At 51.9% G+C, this 18184-nt stretch carries 16 protein-coding genes; 6 read left to right on the forward strand and 10 right to left on the reverse strand.

Translation table 11 applies throughout. The annotated features are described in order from the left end of the window. Positions 1 to 8 precede the first annotated feature (8 nt). From G006_RS0123135 to G006_RS0123145, 3 genes are all read left to right on the forward strand, one after another. Positions 9 to 1079, forward strand: coding sequence for a FecR family protein (locus tag G006_RS0123135; RefSeq protein ID WP_020485609.1), 1071 nt, complete (start codon positions 9 to 11; stop codon positions 1077 to 1079). 240 nt (positions 1080 to 1319) lie between these two features. Beyond that, positions 1320 to 3749 (forward strand): TonB-dependent siderophore receptor, encoded by a 2430-nt coding sequence (locus G006_RS0123140; RefSeq protein ID WP_020485610.1) that lies wholly within the window; start codon positions 1320 to 1322, stop codon positions 3747 to 3749. A gap of 17 nt (positions 3750 to 3766) precedes the next feature. Continuing rightward, positions 3767 to 4939: a PepSY-associated TM helix domain-containing protein gene (locus G006_RS0123145; RefSeq protein ID WP_051067732.1), complete on the forward strand. Its 1173-nt coding sequence runs from the start codon at positions 3767 to 3769 to the stop codon at positions 4937 to 4939. Between the two features lie 1008 nt (positions 4940 to 5947). Here the strand turns inward: G006_RS0123145 and G006_RS0123155 are convergent. From G006_RS0123155 to G006_RS0123170, 4 genes are all read right to left on the reverse strand, one after another. Further along, positions 5948 to 6289, reverse strand: a complete 342-nt coding sequence (locus G006_RS0123155; protein WP_020485613.1) for a DUF5615 family PIN-like protein — start codon at positions 6287 to 6289, stop codon at positions 5948 to 5950. After that, positions 6286 to 6567, reverse strand: coding sequence for a DUF433 domain-containing protein (locus G006_RS0123160; RefSeq protein ID WP_235048906.1), 282 nt, complete (start codon positions 6565 to 6567; stop codon positions 6286 to 6288). The genes G006_RS0123155 and G006_RS0123160 overlap by 4 nt, the downstream gene beginning before the upstream one ends. Positions 6568 to 6663: 96 nt before the next feature. Continuing rightward, a complete protein-coding gene (locus tag G006_RS0123165) occupies positions 6664 to 8085 on the reverse strand; it encodes an Nramp family divalent metal transporter (protein WP_152429002.1) in 1422 nt (473 codons plus the stop codon). Between the two features lie 209 nt (positions 8086 to 8294). Then, positions 8295 to 9257 carry a helix-turn-helix transcriptional regulator gene (locus tag G006_RS0123170; protein ID WP_020485616.1) on the reverse strand — a complete coding sequence of 321 codons (963 nt, stop codon included), beginning with the start codon at positions 9255 to 9257 and terminating at the stop codon, positions 8295 to 8297. Positions 9258 to 9577: 320 nt separating this feature from the next. On the opposite strand from G006_RS0123170, the gene G006_RS0123175 reads away from it, so the two are divergent. Continuing rightward, on the forward strand, positions 9578 to 10036 hold the full coding sequence (locus G006_RS0123175; protein ID WP_020485617.1) for a hypothetical protein: 459 nt from the start codon (positions 9578 to 9580) through the stop codon (positions 10034 to 10036). Between the two features lie 12 nt (positions 10037 to 10048). After that, positions 10049 to 10609: a VPLPA-CTERM sorting domain-containing protein gene (locus tag G006_RS0123180; protein ID WP_020485618.1), complete on the forward strand. Its 561-nt coding sequence runs from the start codon at positions 10049 to 10051 to the stop codon at positions 10607 to 10609. Between the two features lie 98 nt (positions 10610 to 10707). Here G006_RS0123180 and istB read toward each other — a convergent pair whose 3' ends face one another. From istB to G006_RS0123195, 4 genes are all read right to left on the reverse strand, one after another. Beyond that, the gene (istB, locus tag G006_RS0123185; protein ID WP_020485619.1) at positions 10708 to 11457 is read right to left on the reverse strand and encodes an IS21-like element helper ATPase IstB; all 750 of its coding nucleotides are present in this window, start codon (positions 11455 to 11457) and stop codon (positions 10708 to 10710) included. Continuing rightward, positions 11447 to 11683, reverse strand: a complete 237-nt coding sequence (locus G006_RS29270; protein ID WP_225587273.1) for a hypothetical protein — start codon at positions 11681 to 11683, stop codon at positions 11447 to 11449. The genes istB and G006_RS29270 overlap by 11 nt, the downstream gene beginning before the upstream one ends. Further along, positions 11626 to 12981: an IS21 family transposase gene (istA, locus tag G006_RS26725; protein WP_235048907.1), complete on the reverse strand. Its 1356-nt coding sequence runs from the start codon at positions 12979 to 12981 to the stop codon at positions 11626 to 11628. The genes G006_RS29270 and istA overlap by 58 nt, the downstream gene beginning before the upstream one ends. A gap of 201 nt (positions 12982 to 13182) precedes the next feature. After that, on the reverse strand, positions 13183 to 13389 hold the full coding sequence (locus tag G006_RS0123195) for a DUF1289 domain-containing protein (protein WP_020485620.1): 207 nt from the start codon (positions 13387 to 13389) through the stop codon (positions 13183 to 13185). 412 nt (positions 13390 to 13801) lie between these two features. On the opposite strand from G006_RS0123195, the gene G006_RS0123200 reads away from it, so the two are divergent. Continuing rightward, positions 13802 to 16198, forward strand: coding sequence for a TonB-dependent receptor plug domain-containing protein (locus G006_RS0123200; RefSeq protein ID WP_085986511.1), 2397 nt, complete (start codon positions 13802 to 13804; stop codon positions 16196 to 16198). Positions 16199 to 16249: 51 nt separating this feature from the next. Here G006_RS0123200 and cysZ read toward each other — a convergent pair whose 3' ends face one another. Together cysZ and mtnA are read right to left on the reverse strand one after the other, a co-directional pair. Continuing rightward, positions 16250 to 16993, reverse strand: coding sequence for a sulfate transporter CysZ (cysZ, locus tag G006_RS0123205; protein ID WP_020485622.1), 744 nt, complete (start codon positions 16991 to 16993; stop codon positions 16250 to 16252). Beyond that, on the reverse strand, positions 16987 to 18024 hold the full coding sequence (mtnA, locus tag G006_RS0123210; RefSeq protein ID WP_020485623.1) for an S-methyl-5-thioribose-1-phosphate isomerase: 1038 nt from the start codon (positions 18022 to 18024) through the stop codon (positions 16987 to 16989). Before mtnA ends, cysZ begins: the two co-directional genes overlap by 7 nt. Positions 18025 to 18184: the final 160 nt, after the last annotated feature.

The following is an 18184-nucleotide window of genomic DNA, read 5'->3' on the forward strand; positions in this document are numbered from 1 at the left end:
AATTGACCATGTCCACCGAACCAATGCCGGACGATGCCGAGCGTTTGCTGGAGCAGGCTTGCGCATGGTTAAGCCAATTGCATTCCGGTGAGATTTCTCAGTCTGCGCGGCAAGAACTGAATGCCTGGCGGGCCGCCGACAGCACGCACGAACAAGCGTGGCAACGCGCCGAAAAACTGTGGGCGGGCTTGGGACAACTGCGTGGCCGCCGCGTCATTCCCGGTGCGCAACCCTTACCGGGGGAGGGTGGTTGGCAAGCGCACGATGAGGGTGTACGGGTAAGCCGCCCGGTTGCCAAATTGGATTCCCGCCTGCGCGGGAATGACGGCCTTAGGAGTCTTAAAGGCCGCGTCAATACCAGAACCCGCAGCCGCCGTTCTCTCACTTTGGCGGTAGCTTGCTGTGCATTGCTGGCGGTGACGCTGACCGCGCTGTATCCACCGGCATTCTGGCGGGCCGATTATCTTACCGGCAAGGGCGAGCAACGCACCGTAACCTTGGCCGACGGATCGCGAGTAATGCTCAACACCACTACGGCGCTGGCGATTCATTTCGACGATAACGTGCGCCGGGTGGAGCTGTTGACGGGCGAAGCCTTTTTCGAAGTGGCTAAAAATGCGCAACGGCCGTTTGTGGTCAGCAGCGCCGGCAGCGAAGTCCGGGCAATTGGCACCGCTTTCAGCGTCCAGCGCCAGTCGGCGCAAACCCAGATCGAACTGGTTGAAGGCATAGTCGAAATCCAGGATGCCCAACAGCACCGCGAACGCCTGACCGCCGGACAATCGGCGTTGATAAGCGGCCACGCTATCGCCTTACACACCTCAAAACAGCCCGAGAATATGGCGTTGTGGCGCGACGGCTATCTGCAATTTGATGGTTTGCCGCTGCACCAAGCCGTCGCCCAAATCAATCAATACCGGCCCGGACGAGTGGTGTTGCTGAATCCGGCCCTGGCTGACAAACGGATTAGCGGGCTGTTTCGGCTGGAAGCGTTGGATCAAGCCATCGCCAGTTTACAAGCCGCCGTACCGGAGCTGCAGATTATCAACGTCACGCCGTATTTGGTCGTGCTGCGTTAGGCGCTGTTACTTCCCCCTTTGAAAAAGTACCCATGGGGGCATAAAGGGGAGTGAGGGGGATTTATCCAAAACTAGTCAAGCAAATGCCGTCCAGAATTAACAATGCCATCTCAAATTTCAATTGCCAATTTCCCCGAAAAAAATTCCCTAACCGCCTGATGTGGGTTTTTAAATAGTTTCCGTCTTAACTAACACCAGCCCGAATGCTGCCGTGTAACCAGACCGAAACCAGGAGAATCCATGTTCAACGCAAAGTATTGCAAACCTTTCTCAGCCGGCAAGGGCCGACCCCATGCCGCCAAAGCTGCCTTGCTCGCGGCGTTGATCTCGCAAACCGCCCTCGGCGATGCCGCCGGCAAACACCATTTTGACATCCCCGCCCAATCGCTGAACCAAGCCTTACTGATGTTCGGCAGGCAAAGCCAGCAACAACTGATGTACGGCACCGACATCGCCGACAACCTGCGCAGCCGTAACTTGCAAGGCGACTATACCGCTGACGAAGCGATCAGGATTTTATTGGGGGATGCGCCGTTGCAAGCGGTGACGACCGGCGACGGGGCCGTCACCTTACAGCCGCGAGCGGCGGAACTGCACAACAATCTGGGGCCGCAGACCATGCCGGCGGTGCAGGTGGTGGGCAAGGCGGTTTATGATTCGACTGATCCCTATAATCCGGATTACCGTTTGCCCAATGCATCTACAGCGACTAAGACGGATACGCCGATTATGGAGACGCCATTTTCGGTACAAGTGGTGCCGCAACAGGTTCTGGAAGATCAGCAGGTAGTGCGTTTGGATCAAGCAGTACGCAACGTCGCCGGTGTTAATACCAGTTCATTAAATCAAGGAAATACCGATGGATTCATCATTCGCGGATTCCAAAACAACATCACCTATCGAGACGGTATGTTGTTGCCGACTTTTTTGGGCGGCGGGACAACCAAGCGCGAGATGGCCAACCTTGAGCGAGTAGAGGTGTTGAAAGGTCCGGGATCGATTTTGTTCGGCCGGTCGGAACCGGGTGGGATTATTAATATGGTGACCAAGCAACCTCTGGCTACACCGTATTATTCGCTACAGCAACAATTCGGCTCTTACGATTTCTATCGAACTACGATTGATGCAACTTCACCTTTAACCAAAGACGACACACTGCTATATCGCTTAAATATGTCTTACGAGACTGCCGGATCATTTCGCGATTTCGTGGATAGTGAGAGAGTGTTTATTGCCCCGATTTTGAAATGGAATATCAGTCAACGTACGCAAGCGACGTTCGAGTTGGAGTACCAGCACTTCGATGGGACCAACGATCCCGGTATTCCAAACATTGGGGCTAGACCCGCTAATGTTCCAATAAATACCGTGCTACTAGAGCCTGCATTTACTAAAACTAAAGGCGATAGAGTTCTGGCAGGATTTAATTGGTCGCATGAGTTTAACGATAATTGGAAAATAAGTCATAGATTTAACTACGAGAATTTCGACTACAGTAGTGCATCATTATTTTTTAGCGCAGCCGCTCAAAATGGTGACATTACACGGCGGCTAAATATATTTCCGGTGAATGTGTCCGATCGATATTTTAATACACTCAATCTAGCTGGAAAATTCTCCACATTTGGAGCGAACCATAAGGCGTTGTTTGGCTTTGATAGCTACGTGATTAATGAAAGAAGCCAAGGAAATTGTTGTCAAGCGGCACCAGCCTTTAATATATTTGATCCAGTCTATCTAACAGGCTTACCGGCACTTAACCCAAGTAACAACACTTCTAATAATTACACGCAAAACTGGTACGGGTTGTATATCCAAGACCAAATTGAACTTCCTTATGATTTTCACATATTGGCAGGGGTAAGGTACGATAACGCTGACAGTACCGATAATATGATCGGAAAAGTAACATCCGACGAAAATTATTTGAGTCCAAGGGGAGGTGTGCTTTGGCGACCAATTCCTTGGCTGTCCGTCTACGGTAGTTACACCGAAAACTTTGGCCCCTCCAGCACAGTATTTAGAACCGATGGTTTAACTCTGCCCCCGCAAACCGCGCAGCAGTGGGAGGCCGGAATCAAAACCGAATTTTTTGACGGGCGTTTAAGTAGCACGATTTCTTATTTTGATCTAACGAAACAAAATATCCGTGTTGCCGGCACCCAAGCTCCGTTGTTTCTACCAAGGGCTGCCGGCGAAGCGGAGAGCCGCGGTGTCGAGTTCGAGTTATCCGGCGAATTATTGCCCGGTTGGAATATGATAGCCGCTTATGCTTACACGCCTTTCGCGAAAATCACCAAAGACAATGACAGTAACGGCGGCTCGGCTAATACCGGAAAGCGGCTGTTTCTTGCCCCAGAACACTCCGGTAGCCTATGGAATACCTACGAGTTGCAAACAGGTTCTTTACAGGGTTTAAAGTTTGGCGCTGGGGTGTCAGGTGTGGATCAGCGCCAAGGCGATCCTTCGAATACATATCAATTACCTGGATATATGACAGTAGGTTTAATGGCAAGTTACCAAATGAAAGTCGGAAAATCAAAATTCACGACACAACTCAATGTGGATAACTTGTTGGACAAGGACTATTACGCCGGCACTAATAGCGGAAACTTTATCGCAATCGGCGCACCGAGAAGTTTTATGGGGTCGATTCGTCTCGAATATTAATTACTGCGTTTTATGTTATGTTGAGACTGGAAAGAAAATGCCGTCGAAAGTTCTGGTTGTTGCTGCATCGTTACTTGGGTTTATTTGCCGGGGCCATATTCGTGATTATCGGTTTAACCGGCAGCCTTTTGGCATTTGAACATCCGCTGGACGAATGGCTGAATGCAAATGTGATGACGGTAAGCAGGCCTGAAATCCCCGTTCGAGCATCTTTGGATGCCATCGTCTCAGCGGGCCTTAGAGCCATGCCATTTGGCGCCAAAGCCATCAATCTGGATTATCCGCGGCACGAAGGTTTAGCTTTTGCGCTGTGGTTTGAGCAAACTTCGCCGGGCCGGGATTATCCGGAACGCCACCAAATCTTCATCGATCCTTACCGCGCGCAAGTTACCGGCCAACGTTTGCTAATCGATTTTCACAGGATTTGGCGCGATCCGCTGCTGGATTTCGTTTTGCGGTTGCATTACTCGTTGGGTTTAGGCGAAAGCGGCATGACGCTGATCGGTTGGATCGGCATTGCGGTGCTGCTGTCGGTGTTGGCGGGTTTGATCGTCTGGTGGCCGCAAACGGGTAAGTTTCGCTCGGCATTGACCTTCAAACGTAAAGCCAGCCGCGAACGCTTGGTTTACGACTTGCACAAAGTTTGCGGCGTCTACGGCTGCATCGTCTTGCTCGTGATCGTTGCCACCGGCATTTATCTGGAATTTCCCAGTTATGGCCGAGGCTTGATCGGCCAGTTCTCGCCGGTTGCCTCACCGTGGCCCGAATATGGCAGCCGACCGCCATCGAATCTCGACAAGCAAAAGACCATCCCTTTGTCGGAGCTGGAACAGATTGTCGATGCACATTGCCCCGCGGGCGAATTTCGTTACATTGTGTTTCCGAACGATGCAAGCGGCAGTTTCGAAGTCGCGAAGCGAGCGCCCGATGAACCGAACCGGCTTCAAGCGCAACGGCGGATTTGGATCGATCAATATAGTGGCGAGGTTCTGGCGTTACGGGACCGATCCTCACAATCCAGTGGTGATGTGTTTGTCGAATGGCTTTATCCATTACATACAGGTGAGGCATTTGGCTTAACCGGGCAGTTAATCATTCTACTAATAGGATTCGTGCCGCTGTTGCTGTATGTCACCGGTGTAATACGTTGGCTGCAGAAACGCCGCGTCAAGCGCTTGGAGGGAGGCTGATGCCGCTAGGGCACCACGTACTCAGAACTCGGTAAGCTGGGTTTGCGTAGGTTGGGGTGAGGCACGAACCCCAACATTGATGGCCTTCAAGTGATCAATGACTTTATTGTGTCGTTGCCAATGAAGTGCTGGTAGTTTTATGGTTGTCGTGTTGGGGTTCCTGTCGTCACCCCAACCTACGCTGTTGGCGGAAGCTGTGCGGAAAAGCTGGGAAAGAGACGAAAGTCCGGAAACCAAGCCATGGAATTCTGATTACGCATTTTGCATGTCGAGCAGTTTACTAAACACGGTAAGTTGGGCTTGCGTAGGTTGGGGTGAGGCGCGAACCCTCAACATTAATGGCATTCAAATGATCAATGACTTTATTGTTGCGTTGCCGATGGTGTGCTGGTGGTTTTATAGCTGTCGCGTCGGGGTTCTTGTCGTATCGGCAAGCGTTCCCGGCATTGCCCTACCTCCTGCATGACTCACAGGGATATGAGGAATGCAGATATTGCAGCAGAAAATGTCTGTCCATGCACACCCAAGCCTAACCCTGTTTATAGCAATCCATGGCGTCCAATTTCGGGACGGTAAGGCTGTGTCGGGCCTGATTTTCGCTGGGAGACATGGGCTTGCAAGCCTTGTAGCCTGGCGTGAATGGTGTTTTGCGATTCGCGAAAGCTTCGTTGGCTTCGGTGTAAACCAAAACGCCTTGCCCGCAAGGCTTTGAGCTTGATTCGCAAGGCTATGGTGGCTCGGACCCAAGCTTAAACACCGGGCGAGGATAGCAAAACACCACGTGCGCAAGCCTAGTTGCCTTGAGCGCGAGGCTTTTAGCTTGATGCGAAAGGCTATCGTGGCTCGGGTCCAAGCTTAAATGCCTAGCGAGGATAGCAAAACACCGCGTGCGCAAACTGAATTGCCTTGCGCGCGAGGCTTAAAGCGATAGCGGAATCGCTCGGAGACTTGCCAGAATCAATTACCGCGTAAGGCGTTTGGTGATTGCGAAAACAGTCCCGAACCGCGTTATTTCCGATCAGTAATTTCTATAATGGACTCGCCTGAGGCCAATAAGCTTTGTGCTTGCGGAAATACCAGGGAAAAAAGTTGCTGTAAGCGTTGGTTGGTGACGTTACCGCAAGTGACCCAAAGCAGTTGTGGAGGAATCCCAAAACGCAAAACCAGTTCCACAAAATCACTGTCTTTGCTAATCAGCACAATATTGGGTTGTTGCGCATGTCGAAAAATCATTTCATCCTCGGCGTCGCGCAGATTCAAGTCACGCAAGGCAATAGCTTCAACATTAAAAGTCCAGCTCAGCCAATCCGCTAATTGCGGTGGCAACTGTGCGTCAATCCAATAAATCACGCCGCCAGCCGTTCAAAATTCACACGCTTGGCGGCGTACAATAAACAAGCATGTATATCTTGATGCTCTAGGTCAGGGAAATCCTGCAAAATCTCTTCATTGCTCACACCCTCGCCTAACATCTGCAAAATATCGCTGACGCGGATACGCATACCCCGGATACACGGTTTGCCACCGCATTGTAACGGGTTGAACGTAATTCTATTGGCTAAATCCATACGCTGATTCCTAGTAAGTTCGAATGGTGCAAATGTCACCAAACAATCAATAGTTTTCATTTTAGCAAATTCCCTTTGTGCTTCTCACGAATTTACTCTACTGGTTTAGAGCTGTTGTGAAGCCGCTACGGATGTTAGACCCTAACCGAATTGCCATCAAAGTTTAAGGCTGGCCTTTAAATACAACGCTGCAAGCAGTAAATACACCACAAAACTCAAACCCAACAACCAGGGCTTGCCTTTGGGTCTGGCCCATGCCGGTAAATGCGGCGGCAGCATTTTGTGGTTGATCAAATATAGCGCCACCGGAAACATGATGGTGCCGCCAAAGCCGATGATAGCGCTGGTTAGAATCAGCGGGCCGGGGGCGTCGAGTTGCATGGTCAGCGAGGTGATGACGGTCAACAAACCCAAAAAGATGTAATACCAACGCCGCGCCGGCAGGCGGCGGCTTTTCGGGAATAAGGTCAGCACGATGTCGGCCTGAATCCGGCTGACCGCGTCGGCGGTGGCCAGCCAGGTGTCGGTTAGAAATGCTGCTGCGACGACTAAGAACAGCAGCCGGCCTATCTCCCCCCAACTCACCGCAAAAAACTGGCTTTGTACCACGGCCAGTTCGTATTCCTGTGGCAGCAAGCCTTTCGGAAACAACAGCGCATAAGCTAACAGGCAGGTCATCAAGGTGGTGAACAGATTGCCGATAATCCCGACTAAAATATCCGCGCTCAAAAAGCGTCGCCAAGTCGACCAGTTCTTCTCGCTTTCCGGCTCGTCCGCCGGGAGGAAACCATCACTGAGCACCGCTTCTTCGGAACCCCCCAAGCCGGTAATGCGGCCCACCAGACCGGCCATCGCGGCACCTTTATCGCGTAGCCAGTAGGAATAAAACAGAATCCAAAAACCGCCCAGGCCGGCAAACGTAATCGCGGTCAATAGTTTGCTGGCATCGCCGCTGTCCCAGGGGCGCGGCATCTCGCCGACCGGGCCGAGCAGACCCAGGCTAAACGTCGGCAACGCCTTAATTACATCGCTTTTTAGGCAGGCGGACAACAGACCGACCACGGTCACCACCGCGACCAGTTTCATGAAGCGTTCTATCAGCGTGTAAACCACGCCGCTGGCCAGAATCGCGGTGACGAACACCGCAATCGAGGCGTAGCCCCAAAACAGGCTTTGCCCGCGCTGCGTCCAACCGGTCGGCCAATGCGTCAGTTCCGCCATCGCTGTGCCGCCGGCGGAGGCAAAGGCGCCAAACCATAAAAACGACACCGTCATCAGCAACCACAGAAAAATGCCGAAGCCGCGATGCAAGCGAATAAAACCGTGGAAGATGCTTTCGCCAGTCAACATCGTGTAGCGACCGATTTCCAGGTTCAGGGGATATTGCAGCAAACAAGCCGGCACCAGCAACCACAAAAAAGTTAGACCGTATTTGGCGATCATGTACGGCCACCAGATTAACTCGCCGCTACCTTGCGCCAATGCCATCCACACCACGCCAGGGCCAAGCGCAGCCCACCAGCCGGGAAATGCGGGGACACTGTGGCGAGGTAGAGATTGCAAGTCGGTATTGTTCATGGTTTTAAAAACGTAAGCCGCAATAGAAAAGCCGCCATTTGCGCAAATTTGCTCGGTTTTGGCAAATCCGCTTGATTCCAGTTTGTCGGATTACCGTTAAAGCCGTCATTCCGGCGGTTACGACGCGGCTTAGTAAGATTTGAGCACGCAGAGTTGATAACCTAGCGATTATTACTGGTGGGTTATCGAATTGGGACGGCAGTGCTTTTTCAACGTTTCTTGGAAATTTGTTTGGGTGAGACGCCGAAATATTTACTAAAAGCCAGGCTGAAGTTGCTGGCATGTCGGTAACCCACCAGCTCCGCTACTAGGCTGATAGGTTGCAGAGTTGACGCCAGTGCGCGATAAGCATGCTGCATTCTGATCTCGGTCACGATGCCATGCGGGGTGTTATTAAAGTAATGCTGGAACAGATTTTTTAACTTGAATGGGGTGATGCCCAGGGTTTTTGCCAGGTTTTCCAGTGAGGGCGGATCTTGGTAATGCAGTTCGAGGATCTCGCGGGCTTGCTCGGCCATGTGCCGGCTGGCTTGATCGAATCTGGAATAGCCGTATTTTTCAGGTTGGCAGAGTCCGCTAAGTTCGTTAGCCAGTATCGTCATGACCTGGCCGTTTAACGTTAGCGGTGCTAAAGGGGCGCTGAGGTCGCAGCCGAGCAATTGCCGGGCAGCAATTACGCTTTGATGCGAGGTTGGCCGGCTGCTCAACAACTGCAGCGCATTTTTCTGGAAGAAAAACGCCGATTCATCTTCGCCCAAATAGCGGTCCATCCAGCGCTTGCCGATTGAAAAACGTAGTTGCTTTATGGGTTTATGCGCTTGGTACTGGCGTTCGCCGCTACTGCTGTCGAAACTGGTGATCGTGGTATTGCCTTCGCTAAATGTCAGCTCATGCTTCTTGCTGTCGATGAAGCGGGTGTGGCCGGTTATCCCAAGAGTTACCACCAGACGTGGTTCGCCGAAATCGATTTTGCTGCTGATTGCTAGATCGTGCAGCGGTTGATAGGTCGTTTCTATGTAACTTAGGGAGGGATCGAGCTGAAAAATCAGCGATCTACCCTCGCCTATTTGAGAAGGTAAAGATTGCTGCCAGCAATGTTGTTGCGGCACGGGCTGCATAGGCAGCTCGTCACTGTTTAGCCTTTTGTATCCCGCCTTTTTTGCGTCTGTCATGTCCTGAAGTTTCCTTGCCTAGAGGATTTGCCCGCCTCGGTTGGGCATACGACTTACTTTTACAATAATTTGTGACATAACACTAACTTTTATCATAAATCAGTTTGAAACGGTCGGTTTTACCGGACGAATTGGATGCGTGTTTTTTCTTATCTTGTTGTTTTATATGTTTTACTAAATCGGTGGCATAGGGATTGATAGGTAGTTTTTGGGTTGCTTCCCTACTTAAGCCTCAGATTGCACGGAATCGCAATCAGCAGGAATAGTTAGGGGTAATTCGCCAATCACAAAATAACTATCAAGATCTTCGAGAGGACACGATGAAAAACGTTAAATATCTATTGCTCGCCGCCACGCTGGGGCTGTCTAGCCAAGTTCAAGCTGCGCCAGGTTGTAGCGCCGCTAATTTGAACGGCAGCTATGTGCTATATCAAAACAGCGTGGCGCTGGCTAATCTGCATACCGGACGTTGTGAAATTACTGTTCTGAACGGCGTAGTTGGCGGTTCCTGCGCGTTCACTACCACGCAAAGCGGGGTGATTACTCCAGGTTTCGCAGGCCCGGTCAGCGGCACCGCCACCATGAACACCGATTGCTCGGCCGTGGCGCAATTAGATTTTTCGCCTGCGCCGAATGTCACCGTTCAATCATTCTTTGATTTGCAATTTACCCCGGACAAACAGTCGTTTATCGGTCAATGGACCAATAATTTCGGCTTGCTGGGCACTTCCGCCGGTACCCGTTTCTCGCCGTTCCTTCCCTCCACGCCCGCGAAATAAGGTCTGCTTATTATGACAACTAAATCTTTAAAGCTGGCCTTGGCGGTTGCTGGCGCGCTGTTGGCACCCGGAGCTAACGCGGCGGTTTACAATTTTGTGCAGACCGGTTTCGACGACGGAGCGACTATTTCCGGCAGTTTTACTGTTAATGACGCCAATAACTCAGGGCAGATTAACGTGGGGAGCGCTAATTTCGGTATGAATTTCAATGAAATCTCGGCGTTTTCTTTGTCGTTCTCGGGTAACTCTATCGTCGCAGCGTTTACTCACAACCTGGCCGATTTGTCGGCGATGGTCTACAACCTAGGCAGCTCTTATCTTGGCGACGAGATTGATGGTGCTCAACAGGAACTGATCGCAACCAATTACTTCGGTACCACCGGCTTTGATTATTACAGTGGGATGGGCTTTGGCGGTTTCGGCGGCGCCGTATTCGACAAAGCCAGCAATGCGACATCTTATAGCTACAACTTGGTGTCGGTAACGCCGGCCGCCGTGCCGCTTCCTGGCGCGGTTTGGTTGTTTGGATCGGTGCTGGCTGGGTTGGTCGGTATGAAGAAGCGTAAAGCTTGATTGTCAGTTGCAATAAGCCTGGATTGTCAAACGGCTTAGAAAACTTTCCAAAAGTATCCAGGAAAGATCGTCGAAAAGTTTGCAGTTACAGCGACGGGTTATTGGTTTTCCACCGCCTTTTTTCGTTGCTTGAATCGATAGGAATCATTGCCGGTTTCCAAAATATCGCAGTGGTGGGTAATACGATCTAAAAGCGCCGTGGTCATCTTGGCATCGCCGAATACCTGAACCCATTCGCCGAAATTGAGATTGGTGGTGATGATCAAGGATGTTTTTTCATAGAGTTGGCTGATCAGGTGGAATAGCAAGGCGCCACCGGATGCGGGAAAAGGTAGATAACCCAATTCATCTAGGATGACAGCATCCATGGTGGTCAGTTGCTTCGCGAGATTACCGGCTTTGCCCTGCTGTTTTTCTTTATCCAATTGGTTGACGAGATCGACGGCGTTGTAGAAGCGTAACCGTTTGCCTTGGTGAATGGCCGCCACGCCCAAGGCCGTTGCGAGATGGGTTTTACCGGTGCCAGTACCGCCGACTAAAATGAGGTTGTAGGCTTGATCCATGAAGCCAGCGGTCGCGAGCTGTTCGATTCTGGCTTTGGGCAGCGGTGTTTCTACCCAGTCAAAATTCATCAAGTCACGATGAATGGGAAAGCGCGCCGCTTTGAGTTGATAATTCAAACTGCGTGCCTGGCGATCCGCTAGTTCCGTGGCAATCAAGCGATCCAACCAGACTTCCGGCATAACGGGTTTTTGCTGAAGCCCATATTCGGCTTGCCATTCGTTCCAGGCAGAGGCCATACCGAACAGATGCAGGGTTTTCAGTTGCGCAGCGCGATCAATGGACATGGCGAGCGCTCCGTAAGGTGTCGTAACGGCTGCAATCGGCGACGGGTTCGAGCGTGAGTGTGGGTGTCGATGCCGGTGTATTCGCCAACGGTTTTGGCTGAGCGGCTTCCGTTAGGCGTCGCATTTCATTGAGTACGATGGCCGCGCTAATCACGCCGGTTTGCAAGGTCAGATCACAGGCCACGTCCAGCGTGTCCAGACCGGCTTCCCCCAGGTCTCTCGCCACTTGTGCCCTGTGGGTATTAACAGCAGATCGACAAAGGCTCTATCGCCCTTGTCTTGCTTGAGGATACGATCACGTACCACTTTGATGGCAACCGGCAAATCCCAGGTCACAAACGGCGCACCATGGCGGAGTGCACCGGGTTTTTTTTCGAGTACCGGCAGATAATGCCAGGGATCACAGATTAACTGATCTCGCCCAAAACGGCGCTCATGGTCGGCAATCACTTTACCATCCGCCACCATACCGATGCGATGCGCCGTGAGTCGTACCGATACCACGCGATTGGCCCATGAGGCCGGGACACTATACCGATTGTGATCAATACAGATCAGGCACTGGCTGGATACTCGGCGCATCGATTCCACATAACCCTCGAATGGCGCCTTGATGGGCAACAGCAATGGCCGCTCTTCCGCGAAGCATTCCGCTGTTGAGCGACTAGTCTGCTCGGGATGCGGTCGAGCCGCCAGTTCTTGGCAACGTCTTGCCAGCCAAGCATTCAGCTCGGTAAAGTTGGCACAATGTGGCAGCGGCGTGAATAGCCATTCGCGGATATTACCAACCTGATTTTCGACCTGGCCTTTCTCCCAGCCCGCTTCGGGCGTACAGGCTATAGGCTCGAACAGATAGTGATTGGCTAAGGCTAGGAAACGGCGATTAAAGCGCCGCTCCTTGCCGACAAAGATCGCGTCCACCACGGTTTTCAGATTGTCATAGACCATACGTTTGGGTACACCGCCGAAGAACGCGAATGCCTGATTATGGGCGTCCAATACCATTTCCTGGGTTTCACGCGGATAAGCAATGACAAACATTTGCCGACTGTAGGTCAAACGGAAATGCGCCACCTTGACGATTTGTTCCACGCCGCCAAGCACGGCCGTTTCATGACTCCAGTCGAACTGGCACGTTTCACCAGGTGGGAAGCATAAAGGCACGAAGGCCTGTTTGGCGATGGGCTTGCCAGAGTGATTTAGCTTCCAGTCTTTGACACGACGCTGCACCGCCGTGTACCCACCGATATAACCTTCAATCTGCAAACACTCGAATAGCCGTTGGGCGGTGCGTCTTTGCTTGCGGGGCAAGCAAGCGTCTTTTGCCAGCCAGTCATCTAGCAGTTTGAGATAGTCGCCTAGCTTCGGGTGAGGTTGATCCTTTCGGATCGGATAAACCGGCTCTTCGACCGTCTTGAGGTGTTTACGAATAGTGGGACGGGACAGCTTGAATAATTTCGCCAAGGCGCTGACGGTGACATTCTCAACAAAATGCAATCGCCTGATTTCGGTTATGACTTCCATTTTTATCACTCCAGGTTTCTCCGGCAAAAAGCCGGTCATTGAACAACCTGGGGTGGAAACTTTTCAACGCTCTTTTCCCCAGGAACCTGGAAAGTTTTGCACGCCGTTTTGCAAGCCTGGATAGCAAAAACGCCCGCTAAGGGCGTTTTTTTTGGTATTGACCGGCTCTTGATGAATTTAATCGCGATCAAATCGCAACTGTCAGGCGGGTTTTTGCAGCTTTTTCAAAATACTTTTGCTGATCCGTTCCACAAAGTCTTCGGGATTTTCGTATTCATGCTCCCGGATAAATTCCACGACCGATGACACCAATTTTTTGGTGTCGGTGATTTCCTGGTGCGATCTGCCGCAACCTTCGCAGTGAGTGCCTTCGGATGTGCATTTGTCGATACAAGGTTGATATTTCATAGAGTGTTCTCGAAGGTTAATTGCTAAATGGTGATTATTGTAAGTGGCGGCAGCGATTTATCGCAAAACTTAACATCTAATTCGGGTCTTTCGATTCTGACGTGTGGTAAATTGCTACTTACGTTGTTTTGATAATTGTTGTCATTTCTATATAAGTTATTGAAAGTTATCATATATTAAGTTAAATAACATAGTTCAATAACTTGAATTAAATAATTCTAATATTACAATATAGTTCGCTTTAATTTGTTATGGCTGATTGACCGCTTCCGGCTGTAGTCAATCATAAAAACTGTTTCGACATTTCATAGATTTCCAGTTTTTTTGACGGTTTCAAGGGCGGAAGGTCTTAATGATCGTCGCTCGCAGCAATAGCAAATTGAAGTTATTTTTGACTTTCGAAAGGCGAATTATGAAAACAATCTGCGCAGACCATAAGCAAACGGACCGGCATGCTCTCACTTCAGCAAAAACAGAACTTGGACTGCTTTGCTTGCTGGGCACTGGTGTGCTTTTCGGCTTTACAACGGTGGTTAACGCCGATGAAGAGATCCCGGATACATTGAGCGGCGACGTGGTTTTGGAAAAAATCATCGTTACCGATAAGTTTCCGGGGGTTAAGGCCCTAAATGCTTCGGACATGGAAGCGGATATTCTCACCAGCAAACGCGCGGCGGTCAGCGATACCGCCAAATTGCTGGAAGACACGCCGGGGGTGAGTTTATACGGTGCCGGCGGCGTGTCCAGTTTGCCCGTGATACACGGCTTGAACGATGACCGGGTGAAGATAGACATCAACGGCATGACGCTGACTTCGGCTTGTGCCAACCACATGAATCCGCCTTTGTCGTATATCGACCGCAGCAATATCGGCAAGATCACCATTTTGACCGGGGTGACGCCGGTGAGTTTGGGTGGCGACAGCATCGGCGGCACGATTTCGGTACAAACGCCCGATCCGGTATTTGCCGAGCCGGGCAAGGATATTTTGCTGGACGGCAGCGTCTCGTCGTTTTACCGCAGCAACGGCGACGCCTTCGGCGGCAGCATCGCCGCCGGCGTGGCGACACAAAACGTGCGGCTGGACTATACCGGTTCGCACACCGAAAGCATGAATTACAACGACGGCAACGGCCAGATCGTCAAATCCACCGCTTACGAAAACCAAAACCACTCGGCGGCTTTATCCTTCAAAACCGACAAGCATTTAGTCGTGATTCGTGGCGGTCAACAGCATATTCCATTCCAGGGCTTTCCGAATCAACGGATGGACTTGACCAACAACGACAGCATCTTCGGCAATATCATGCACAAGGGTAGTTTCGATTGGGGCTCGCTGGAGAGCAAGTTCTATTTCGAAAGCACGCAGCACAGCATGGATATCGGCGAGGACAAGCACAGTCAGTATCTCGATGGCACGGCTAGCGGCGGCACATTCGGGCCGCCTAACGATCAAATGCCGATGGAAACCCGTGGCCGCAACCTGGGTTATAAAATCCAAGCGGAAATTCCGTTCAACAAGCGCGACACCTATCGCATCGGCAACGAATATCATAGCAACAAGATCAACGATTATTGGCCGGCGGTACACACCAATACCAGTATCGCCGCCAACAATACCGACGCCCGCAGCGCTTACTCGATGATGGCGCCGGAAGCGTATTTGAATATCAACAATGGCGAACGTGAGCGGGTGGGATTTTTTGGCGAATGGGAAGCCAATTGGGACGCGAAATGGCGTAGTTTGTTAGGTCTACGCTACGACCACACCACCGCCAATACCGGCAACGTCCAGCCCTACAATCCCGATTTAATCAACACCGGTCCGGCGCGTACGGTGGATAGGGCCGGGGCGATTACCGCCTTAAACGCGGCGAATGCTTTTAACGCCCGCGACCGCGAGCGCAGCAACGACACCTTCGACGTCACTGCCTTGGTGCAATTTACTCCAAACGACATGAGCCAATACGAATTGGGTTACGCACGCAAAAACCGCGCGCCTAATTTATACGAGCGCTATGTCTGGGGGGCGCGCAATATGGATATGGCGATGATAGGCTGGCACGGCGACGGTAACGGCTACATCGGTAATATGGACTTGACCGAGGAAACTGCGCACACCCTTAGCTTGACCGGCGCATTTCACGAGCCGAAAAACAATTTGTGGGAAGTTAACGTCACGCCTTATTTTACCTACGTGAACAACTTCATCGATGCCGATCGCTGCGTCAGCGCCTCGAATGCGGCAGCTAGCGGTTGCAAAGCCACGCCGCAAACCGCCACTAACAGCTTTGTCTATTTGCAATACGCCAATCACGATGCCCGGCTCTGGGGTATGGATGTGTCAGGTCGGGCGCGGCTGTATAAAGATCCAACCGTCGGTGAATTTGCGACGCATACCACCATGAGTTATGTGCGCGGCGAGCGCATGGATGGCGGCAATCTGTATCACATAATGCCGTTCAACATGAAACTGAGCCTGGATCACCGCCTGCACGACTGGCAAAGCGCCATCGAAATGCAGTTTGTCGACGGTAAGGACGATGTACAGGCCATCCGCAACGAAACAGAGACGGCGGCTTATATCCTGCTAAACGCCAGAACCGGCTACGAGTGGGGCAAGGTACGTTTTGATGTGGGATTGGATAACGTGCTGGATAAGCAGTATTACCATCCTTTGGCCGGCGCTTATTTGGGCGACCGCTATGGCATGAATCCCACAGCGGCGGCTAATGTCACCGTACCCTGGGGTAGAAACATCGCCGGGATGGGACGTTCGGCGTTTGTGGGTTTGACCATCAAGTTCTGAGTCATGCCGATGCATCACCCCGCTTGAAGTTGGGGTGATGCTTATGGGAAGTTAAGCCGATTGTGGCGCGGTGGATTGTGCTTCCGACAAACGGTACACATAAATCGTCGCGCCGATTACCGCCGCTTGGCCCATCAATAAATTGACGATCGGCAAGGTCAGGCCCAGGCCGGTCAGGCCGCCGAAGCTTATCACCCCCCAACGTGTCTGCTTCATGAATTGTTTCTGCTCAGGAAACGGCATTCCGCGTTCTTCCAGCGGGTACGCCAAAAACTCCATCGCGATACCCCACGCAGCAAATACCGCCCACAGCAAGGGTGCGATCAGATTGACCACCGGAATTAGAAACAGTAGAAGCAAGGGCAAGACTCGTATCAACAGATAACCGACTCGCCGCAGTTCGCCAAAAAATACCTTATCCCAGGGCAGGTCGGCTTTGACCACGCTGCCGCCGCTAATCAGTTGCAAGGTCTTGGCAGCTAACTGGCTGTAGTAGGGCGCGGCGATCAAATTGGCGAACAGGGTAAAGGTGAAGAAGCCGATTATCAAAAAGCTGATAAAAAACAGCGGCCATAAAATCCAGTTCAACCAGGACAGCCAGTCCGGGATAAAGGAATGAATCAAGGCCGACACCGAATGGTAGCCCAGCACGAAAGCGCCGGTGTACAACACCATATTGATGAACAAGGGGATTAACAGATATTTGCGCAACTCGGGATGGGTGAGCATTTTCACGCCCTGCCACAAACAGCCAAGTGCGAACAATGGGTTGTTGCCGCGCGGTAAATTTAACATGATGCTAAGCTCCTTACCCCGTGTAGACCGGGATCGATAACCACGCCGCGTTCGGTGACGATGGCGCTAATCAAGGCGGCCGGGGTGACGTCGAACACCGGGTTCCAGGCGTTTACCAGCGAGCCTTCGTTTATGTAACAATCCGCTAGTAATTCTTTGGGATTGCGCTCCTCAATTTCAATGCTGTCGCCGTTTGCCATGCTGAAATCGAAGGTGGAAGAGGGGGCTGCAACCATCATTTTCACACCATGTTGTTTGGCTAATACCGCCAGCGAATACGTGCCGATTTTGTTGGCCACGTCGCCGTTAGCGGCGATCCGGTCCGCGCCAACGATGATCCAATCGATTTTGCCGGACTTCATCAGCCAAGCGGCGGCCGAATCGGCGATCAAGGTGGCAGGGATACCGTCTTGCGCCAGTTCCCACACCGTCAAGCGCGCACCTTGCAGCCAGGGCCGGGTTTCGTCGGCGTAGACGTTTTGGAGTTGACCGCGCTGGTGCAAACTGCGGATCACGCCCAGTGCGGTGCCATAACCGCCGGTAGCCAGCGCGCCCGCGTTGCAATGCGTCAACACCGCTTTGGCATTGCCGATGACATCGGCGCCGCGCTCGCCCATGGCGTGATTGGCGGCGATGTCTTCGGCGTGAATTTGCTCGGCCAATTGGCTCAGTGCCACGATGGGTTCCGCCGGATTTTGTGCTAAAAGACTACGCATCTTGTCCAGCGCCCAGAACAAGTTTACCGCCGTCGGTCGGGAGGCGGCTAACTGTTGAATGTCTTGTGCCACGGCGTTTTGCCAATCGCCGTTCGGATAATGTTGTATCGTCGATAGCACTACGCCGTAAGCGGCGGCGATGCCTATCGCCGGCGCGCCGCGTACCCGCATCGAGGCTATGGCTTCGGTGACGCCGGCGGCGTCGTTGTATTCGTCGTAGGTGATGGTTTCCGGCAGCAAGCGCTGGTCCAGCACTTTCAGGCTGTGTCCGCTCCATTGCAAGGCTTGTACGGAAAGTTTTTGGCTTGTACTCATGGTGGTTCCGTTTAAATCCAAAGAATAAATGATTGAGATGGCTCTGAGTCCCAGCAACTGGCAATTCCCGATGCTCTCAGAGGGCACAAGAGCGGTCAATTTGTGTTGAAAATACTAGCTAGACGCGGCCATAGTCAGGCATATAAGCATTATTTTAAGG

It is taken from the genome of Methylomonas sp. MK1 (genome assembly GCF_000365425.1).
Taxonomy (GTDB): domain Bacteria; phylum Pseudomonadota; class Gammaproteobacteria; order Methylococcales; family Methylomonadaceae; genus Methylomonas.

Bases quoted from the DNA above. Each gene is read 5' to 3' on its own strand.
- G006_RS0123165 (WP_152429002.1), bottom strand. From the start codon at position 8,085: ATGAACAATACCGACTTGCAATCTCTACCTCGCCACAGTGTCCCCGCA.
- G006_RS0123140 (WP_020485610.1), top strand. From the start codon at position 1,320: ATGTTCAACGCAAAGTATTGCAAACCTTTCTCAGCCGGCAAGGGCCGA.
- G006_RS0123145 (WP_051067732.1), top strand. From the start codon at position 3,767: ATGTTGAGACTGGAAAGAAAATGCCGTCGAAAGTTCTGGTTGTTGCTG.
- istA (WP_235048907.1), bottom strand. From the start codon at position 12,981: ATGGAAGTCATAACCGAAATCAGGCGATTGCATTTTGTTGAGAATGTC.
- istB (WP_020485619.1), bottom strand. From the start codon at position 11,457: ATGTCCATTGATCGCGCTGCGCAACTGAAAACCCTGCATCTGTTCGGT.
- G006_RS0123135 (WP_020485609.1), top strand. From the start codon at position 9: ATGTCCACCGAACCAATGCCGGACGATGCCGAGCGTTTGCTGGAGCAG.
- G006_RS0123200 (WP_085986511.1), top strand. From the start codon at position 13,802: ATGAAAACAATCTGCGCAGACCATAAGCAAACGGACCGGCATGCTCTC.
- cysZ (WP_020485622.1), bottom strand. From the start codon at position 16,993: ATGTTAAATTTACCGCGCGGCAACAACCCATTGTTCGCACTTGGCTGT.
- G006_RS0123195 (WP_020485620.1), bottom strand. From the start codon at position 13,389: ATGAAATATCAACCTTGTATCGACAAATGCACATCCGAAGGCACTCAC.
- G006_RS0123170 (WP_020485616.1), bottom strand. From the start codon at position 9,257: ATGACAGACGCAAAAAAGGCGGGATACAAAAGGCTAAACAGTGACGAG.
- G006_RS0123160 (WP_235048906.1), bottom strand. From the start codon at position 6,567: ATGAAAACTATTGATTGTTTGGTGACATTTGCACCATTCGAACTTACT.
- G006_RS0123180 (WP_020485618.1), top strand. From the start codon at position 10,049: ATGACAACTAAATCTTTAAAGCTGGCCTTGGCGGTTGCTGGCGCGCTG.
- G006_RS0123175 (WP_020485617.1), top strand. From the start codon at position 9,578: ATGAAAAACGTTAAATATCTATTGCTCGCCGCCACGCTGGGGCTGTCT.
- mtnA (WP_020485623.1), bottom strand. From the start codon at position 18,024: ATGAGTACAAGCCAAAAACTTTCCGTACAAGCCTTGCAATGGAGCGGA.